The 6912-nt window shown below is 46.9% G+C and carries 6 protein-coding genes; 4 read left to right on the top strand and 2 right to left on the bottom strand.

Features of this window, described 5'->3' with window-relative positions:
- Nucleotides 1-4 precede the first annotated feature (4 nt).
- A complete protein-coding gene (gene rpsA, locus VN105_RS26715) occupies nucleotides 5-1912 on the top strand; it encodes a 30S ribosomal protein S1 (protein WP_325646007.1) in 1908 nt (635 codons plus the stop codon).
- A 73-nt stretch (nucleotides 1913-1985) separates the two neighbouring features.
- Here rpsA and hxpB read toward each other — a convergent pair whose 3' ends face one another.
- Nucleotides 1986-2645 carry a hexitol phosphatase HxpB gene (hxpB, locus tag VN105_RS26710; RefSeq protein WP_325646005.1) on the bottom strand — a complete coding sequence of 220 codons (660 nt, stop codon included), beginning with the start codon at nucleotides 2643-2645 and terminating at the stop codon, nucleotides 1986-1988.
- 492 nt (nucleotides 2646-3137) lie between these two features.
- Here hxpB and VN105_RS26705 point away from each other — a divergent pair, with 492 nt between their 5' ends.
- From VN105_RS26705 to VN105_RS26695, 3 genes are read left to right on the top strand one after another with little or no spacing between them, the layout of a single operon-like run.
- Nucleotides 3138-5249, top strand: a complete 2112-nt coding sequence (locus tag VN105_RS26705; RefSeq protein WP_325646003.1) for a nitrite reductase — start codon at nucleotides 3138-3140, stop codon at nucleotides 5247-5249.
- 29 nt (nucleotides 5250-5278) lie between these two features.
- Entirely contained in the window at nucleotides 5279-6055 is a 777-nt protein-coding gene (cobA, locus tag VN105_RS26700; protein ID WP_325646001.1) for a uroporphyrinogen-III C-methyltransferase, read from the top strand.
- Nucleotides 6055-6648 (top strand): bifunctional precorrin-2 dehydrogenase/sirohydrochlorin ferrochelatase, encoded by a 594-nt coding sequence (locus VN105_RS26695; protein ID WP_325645999.1) that lies wholly within the window; start codon nucleotides 6055-6057, stop codon nucleotides 6646-6648. The genes cobA and VN105_RS26695 overlap by 1 nt, the downstream gene beginning before the upstream one ends.
- On the opposite strand, the gene VN105_RS26690 is transcribed toward VN105_RS26695, so the two are convergent.
- The coding region (locus tag VN105_RS26690) for a DUF488 domain-containing protein (protein ID WP_325645997.1) at nucleotides 6649-6912 on the bottom strand (264 nt) is incomplete at its 5' end.

The following is a 6912-nucleotide window of genomic DNA, read 5'->3' as shown; positions in this document are numbered from 1 at the left end:
TTTTATGAGCGAAAACAACATTTCTAACAAACAAAACGCTGAACAACAGGCTCCACAAGCAGAAGCTGCTGTGGTTGAAACAGCGACACCAAAGGCACCTGTAGCAAAAGTTGAAACTGCACACGACGATTTCGACTGGAGCGTTGACAAACGTAACGTTTCTTCTTACAGCAAAGAAGAAAAAGAAAAGTACGACCAGACTTACGACAGCACTTTCAAGGTGTTTGAAGAAAACAGCCTGCTGACTGGTACTGTTGTGGGTTTAACCAACACAGATGTGGTGATCAACATCGGCTTCAAATCTGATGGCCTGATCTCCCTGAACGAATTTCGTGATTTACCAGGTCTGAAGATCGGCGACGAAGTGGAAGTACTGGTAGTAGAAAAAGAAGACCGCGATGGTAACCTGCACCTGAGCCGTAAACAGGCCCGCCAGAAACGTGCATGGGAAAAAATCGTGGAAGTTTACAAAACAGGCGAAGTGGTTACCGGTACTGTTACCAGCAAAACCAAAGGCGGCCTGATCGTAGATGTATACGGTATGGAAACATTCCTGCCGGGTTCTCAGATCGATGTGAAACCAGTTACAGACTACGACCAGTTTGTAGGCAAAACTATGGAGTTCAAGGTGGTGAAAGTAAACGAAACCATCCGCAACGCCGTTGTTTCCCACAAAGCGCTCATCGAAAGCGATATCGAACAACAGAGAGTGGATATCATCAGCAAACTGGAAAAAGGCCAGGTGCTGGAAGGTACTATCAAAAATATCACCGACTTCGGTGCGTTCATCGACCTGGGTGGTCTGGACGGTTTGCTGTATATCACCGATATCAGCTGGGGCCGTATCTCCCATCCGAGCGAAGTACTGCAGATGGATCAGAAAATCAACGTTGTTGTGCTTGACTTCGATGACGAAAAACGTCGCATAAGCCTGGGCTACAAACAACTGACCCCGCATCCGTGGGATACTTTACCAGCTACTATCACCGAAGGTGCTAAAGTAAAAGGTAAAGTTGTGAACATCGAAGATTACGGTGCATTCCTGGAAATCATGCCAGGTGTGGAAGGTCTGGTTCACGTATCTGAAATCTCATGGGCTTCTACGCCTATCAACGCTAAGGAATTTTTCAAATTAGGAGAAGAATACGAAGCCGTTGTAGTTACCCTGAGCAAGGAAGAACGCAAAATGAGCCTGTCTATCAAGCAACTGACAGAAGATCCGTGGTCTACTATCGAAACCAAATTCCCTGTTGAAAGCCGTCATAAAGGTATCGTGAAAAACATCACTCCTTATGGCGTTTTCGTTGAACTGGAAACCGGTATCGGCGGTATGATCCACATCTCTGACCTGAGCTGGATCAAACGTTTCAACCACCCGTCTGAATACACTAAAGTAGGTAACGAAATAGATGTAGTGATCCTGGGTATTGATAAAGACAACCGTAAACTGAGCCTCGGTCACAAACAGATCGAAGAAGATCCATGGAACACTTTTGAAACTATCTTCCCGATCAACTCTATCCACGAAGGTACTGTTGTGAAGAAAGATGATAAAGGTGCTACCGTTCAGCTCCAATATGGTCTGGAAGCATATGCTCCTGCACGTCACCTGAGAACTGAAGATGAAAAACCAATCAACGTGGAAGATGTGAAAGAATTCATGATCATTGAATTTGACCGCAGCGAAAAACGTATCCTGGTTTCTCATACCCGCGTTTGGGAAAAAGCACAGGCTGAAGAAAAGCAAGCTGTTGTAAGAGAGAAGAAAGAAGAAGCAGACAAAACCCGTAAGGCTGTGAAAAACATCCAGGGTAAAGTTGAAAAAGCTACTTTAGGTGATCTCGGCGCTTTAGCTGAACTGAGAGAAAAACTGAAACAATCTGAAGGCGGCGAAGAAAAAAGCGCGCAATAAGATCCGGTTTCATTAAATAATAAATCCCGCTTCGAGTGATCGGAGCGGGATTTTTTTATGGAGATATAAATCTTTATTTCATCAGCAACAACAGCTTTGCATCGTTAAATTCCAGTAGGCTGTCCAGCTTCATGTTGGCCAGTGCATACCTTGGATCATGGCGGTTGTGCGCTTCGGGAACCACCACCGTGGTCATTCTTGCTGCCTTGGCCGCTGTCATCCCCGTTACGGAATCCTCAAAGGCAATACAGTTCAGCGGATCGCTGCCCAATGCTTTGGCACAGGCCAGGTATACAGCCGGATGCGGTTTACCATAATCTTCAAACTCGGCCGAATATACTGCCTGGAATGCGTCCTTTATCTGCAAATGTTCCAGCGCCGCATTGATCAGGCGAAGCGGCGAAGAAGACGCCAGCCCCATTTTGAACCCTTTCTCCCGGAAAAATTGAAGAATATACTGCAAACCTTCCATCGGATGCCCTTCTGCTATGATCTTCTGTATCACACTGTCGATAATCTCATTTACCACCTGCTCGGCACCCTTCCCTTCCCATTTATAGTAATTATGCCAGTAACTCACTACCTCTTTGGTGCGCAGGCCCGTGGTTAAATGCGTTAGCTCGGGCGACAGGTTCACGCCCACCGTAGCAAACACTTCCCGCATGGCAATGCCCCATAAAGGTTCTGAGTCGATCAACAGGCCATCCATATCAAATATTACCGTATCTATCATATGTTTTCCGTTTATGCGCGGCAAAGATAAGAAGTTATGCGGGGCCCCCATAACAATAAGTTATACGGCATAAACTCTGGTTATCACTACTACTGTGGATATCCGTCACCGTATGGTCCCAAACCCCCGGTGGATCATGGTTTACATCGTTTTACATTGCTGTAAACCTGCTGTCCCTGCCAATTTCCCTCCTTTTTGGGGCCTTATTGAATGTTGAAAAAAGTTTTGGAAAGATGCCCTGCATTTATATCTTTGTATTACTCTACTAAAATTATAGGAAATATGGGTAATGATAGAAAGAATTGTCGCAGAAACAGTTGTTGTTCATCAACACCCATGAGGCGCGTGTAATATGGAAAATCAGTGACCAGCTTACTGTAAATCAACATTATACGAGGCCTCCGCAAATATAACGGGGGCTTTTTGATGCTAAAAAACGACCAATACCCCCGACCAAAAATTGCTTTTTACCACCACCTGAAAATACTTTTTATGCAAAGCTTCAGAACAGAACTAGAAAATCCAATTGTTGAACAAGATATTATAGACCTGGAGAAGAAGATCCGCCTGTTCCGCGAGGGCGCCGTGACCGACGAAAAGTTCCGCAGCCTCCGCCTGGCCAGAGGTATTTATGGTCAGCGTCAGCCCGGTGTGCAGATGATCCGCATCAAACTGCCATACGGTAAAATGACCCTGAAACAATGGCATCGCATTACCGAAGTATCTGATGAATATGCAACCAGCAACCTGCATCTCACTACCCGCCAGGATGTGCAGATCCACTACGTGAGCCTCGACAGAACGCCCGAATTGTGGTCCAAGCTGGAAGAAGACGGGATCACCATCCGTGAAGCCTGCGGAAATACCGTTCGTAACGTTACGGCTTCCGACCGTGCCGGCATTGATCCGGATGAACCATTTGATGTAACGCCTTATGCAGACGCCACTTTCCGCTACTTCCTGCGCAACCCCGTAAGCCAGGAAATGGGCCGTAAGATCAAGATCTCTTTCTCCTCCTCTGATAAAGATACTGCCTGGTCATTTATGCACGACTTTGGCATGATCCCTAAAGTAAAGATCATCGACGGCAAAGAAGTGCGTGGCTTCAAAGTATTGGTAGGCGGCGGTTTGGGCGCACAGCCCTTTCTCGCTAAAGTGGTATATGAATTTCTTGAAACAGACCAGGTCATCCCATATATAGAAAACGTACTGCGTGTATTTGATCGCTACGGCGAAAGAACCAGCAGGAACAAGGCCCGCATGAAATTCCTTATCCAGAAAATAGGTATGGAGGAATTTGAGCGCCTTATCAAAGAAGAATACAAAGCCATAAGGGTAAAAAGCGTACCGGTGGATGCAGATGCATGGCAGGCTACCACACCGCCTCCGCCAGCGCCGGTACCGGCTTACAGCATTAAAGATCCTAAAAGGTACGAAGCCTGGAAAACGACCAACACCTTCGAACAAAAGCAAAAAGGATACATTGCCGCCTATGTTAAAATAACACTGGGCAATATCGGTTCCGCTGTAAGCCGCAAGCTCATTGAAGCCCTGCGCCCTGTAATAGCAGACGATGTACGTGTAACCGCCAACCAGGGCCTGTTGCTGAAATATATCTCGCCGGCAAATCTTCCTTACGTTTACAGTGTATTGGAAGAAGCAGGCTTTGCAGATCCCGGATTCGACAGCATTGCGGATATTACCGCCTGCCCCGGTACCGATACCTGCAACCTGGGTATCTCCAGCAGCACAGGCGTTGCCAAAGTACTGGAAGATGTGATCACCGAAGAATTTCCGGATCTCGTTTATAATAAAGACATCAAAATAAAGATCAGCGGATGTATGAACTCCTGCGGTCAGCACGGTATTGCCAGCATCGGGTTCCATGGCAGCTCCATGAAAAGCGCCGGTAAAGTGCTTCCCGCCCTGCAGGTACTGCTTGGTGGCGGTATAGTAGGCGATGGCGTTGGCCGTGTAGCCGATAAAGTGATCAAAGTGCCCAGCCGCCGCGGTCCGGATGTATTGCGCAGCCTCCTGCACGACTATGAAATCAATGCCGGTGAAAATGAACTGTTCAACGAATACTACGACCGCCAGGGTGAAAAATATTTCTATGAACTGCTGAAACCACTGGCTGATCTGAGTTCCCTCACCGCGGGCGACTTTATTGACTGGGGCCAGGCGCAGGACTATGCCACTGCCATCGGCGTTGGCGAATGCGCCGGCGTGATCATCGACCTGGTAGCTACCCTGCTGCTGGAAGCAGAAGAAAAACTGGAACTGAGCAGCGCAGCTATCATTAATGGGGCTTATTCAGATGGTATTTATCACGCTTACTCTTCCTTTGTACAGGGTGCAAAAGCACTGTTACTCGGTGAAGCCATCAGCGGCAATACACAAATCGGTATCATGAACGATTTCGATAAACACTTTGTGGCTACCGGTAAATTCAGCTTTGAGCCTGACTTCAAATCAGTAGTGCTGCAGATTAACGGTAACGAGCCTACGGAAAATTTTGCCAAAACCTATTTCCAGCAGGCGCAGTCGTTTTATAATGCTGCACAGGTATACCGTCAGAAAGCCAGTGAACTGGTACAGGCTTAATTATTTATTTATCAAAAACACGACCACTCATGGAAAAGATACAACCCAAACTCACATTGATAGGCGCAGGCCCGGGTGATCCGGAATTAATCACTGTTAAGGGGTTAAAGGCTATTCAAAACGCCAGGGTAATCCTTTATGACGCATTGTCCAGCAACGAATTGCTGGACCATGCGCCGGCTAACTGCCTCCGTCGTTTTGTGGGTAAACGTGCAGGTATGCATGTATACTCCCAGGACGAAATAAACAGGATGATTGTAAAATATGCACTAACTTATGGCAGCGTTGTCCGCTTAAAAGGAGGCGACTCCTTTGTATTCGGCCGCGGCCAGGAAGAAATAGCCTTTGCTCAGCAGTTTGGAATTACCGCGGAAGTGATTCCCGGTATTTCCAGCGCGATCTCAGTTCCTGGTGTGAACAAAATCCCTGTTACTGCACGTAATGTAAGCGAAGGGTTTTGGGTGATCACCGGTAACACGCAGAACGGGAATTTATCCCGCGACCTGGATCACGCCATCAGGGCCAATACTACGGTAATTGTACTGATGGGGATGAGCAAACTGGCAGAAATTGCAGGGATCTACAGTGCAGCAGGAAAAGGGGAAACCCCCGCTGCTATTATCCAGAACGGTACACTTCCTACCCAGAAAATGGGAGTGGGTAATGTGGCCGATCTGCTGGAAATAGCCGCTGCGCACGATCTGCACAACCCCGCTGTTCTGGTAATAGGGGAGGTGGTAAGTTTCCATGAAGCTTTCCAGGCCCTGAAGAACAAGGTGTCAGAGGAACTAAAAATTGCCGTATAATGGAAGAGAATCATTTATTCCCGGTATTTTTCAAATTACACCGTTTGCATGTACTCGTTGTAGGCGGTGGTAATATCGGACTGGAAAAAGCCAATGCCATGCTGGAAAATTGCGCAGATGCAACTATTACAGTGGTGTCATTGGATTTTTTGCCTGAGCTGGAAGCGTTAACGCACCAGTATCCTAATATCACGCTGATTCAGAAATCATTTTCATGTGGCGACCTCCTTGGAAAGGACCTGGTGATTGCCGCCACCAACAACAGGGAATTTAATTATCACATCTGGGAAAAGGCCAAATGCAGCAAAGTGCTGATCAATGTGGCGGATACCCCTGAGCTTTGTGATTTTTACCTGGGCTCTATCGTAAAAAAAGGAAACCTGAAGATCGCTATCTCTACAAACGGCAAGTCACCCACCATTGCCAAACGCCTGAAACAGGTGCTCCAGGAAGCCATTCCCGATACCCTCGATGAAGTACTGAATAAGTTGTCGCTGATCCGTGAAAAACTGAGCGGTGATTTTGCCAGCAAAGTAAAAAAGCTCAACAGCATCACTGAAGTACTGGTGAAGCCGGAAAGCGAAGGTGTGTAGTTATTTTTTCAGCAACTCCAGCAGTACCTGTGCCTGGTTGTTTGTTTCGTCTTTAGCCCCGTAAAGTAAAGTTACCCGTTGCCGTTTTGCCTTCTTTTTAATAGCGGCCAACAATTCACTTTTCTCCTGTAATTCATGTTTATATTTTGTTTTAAATTCAGCAAACCGCGTTGGATCATGGTGAAACCATTCGCGCAGTTCGTTGCTGGGAGCTATTTCTTTTGCCCATTCGTCGATATGAGCCCGCTCCTTTGAAATACCCCG

Origin of the sequence: Chitinophaga sp., from assembly GCF_035564935.1 — a bacterium.
Taxonomy (GTDB): domain Bacteria; phylum Bacteroidota; class Bacteroidia; order Chitinophagales; family Chitinophagaceae; genus Chitinophaga.
The sequence above is the reverse complement of the archived record's forward strand: the minus strand, read 5'-3'. Positions and strand labels throughout refer to the sequence as shown.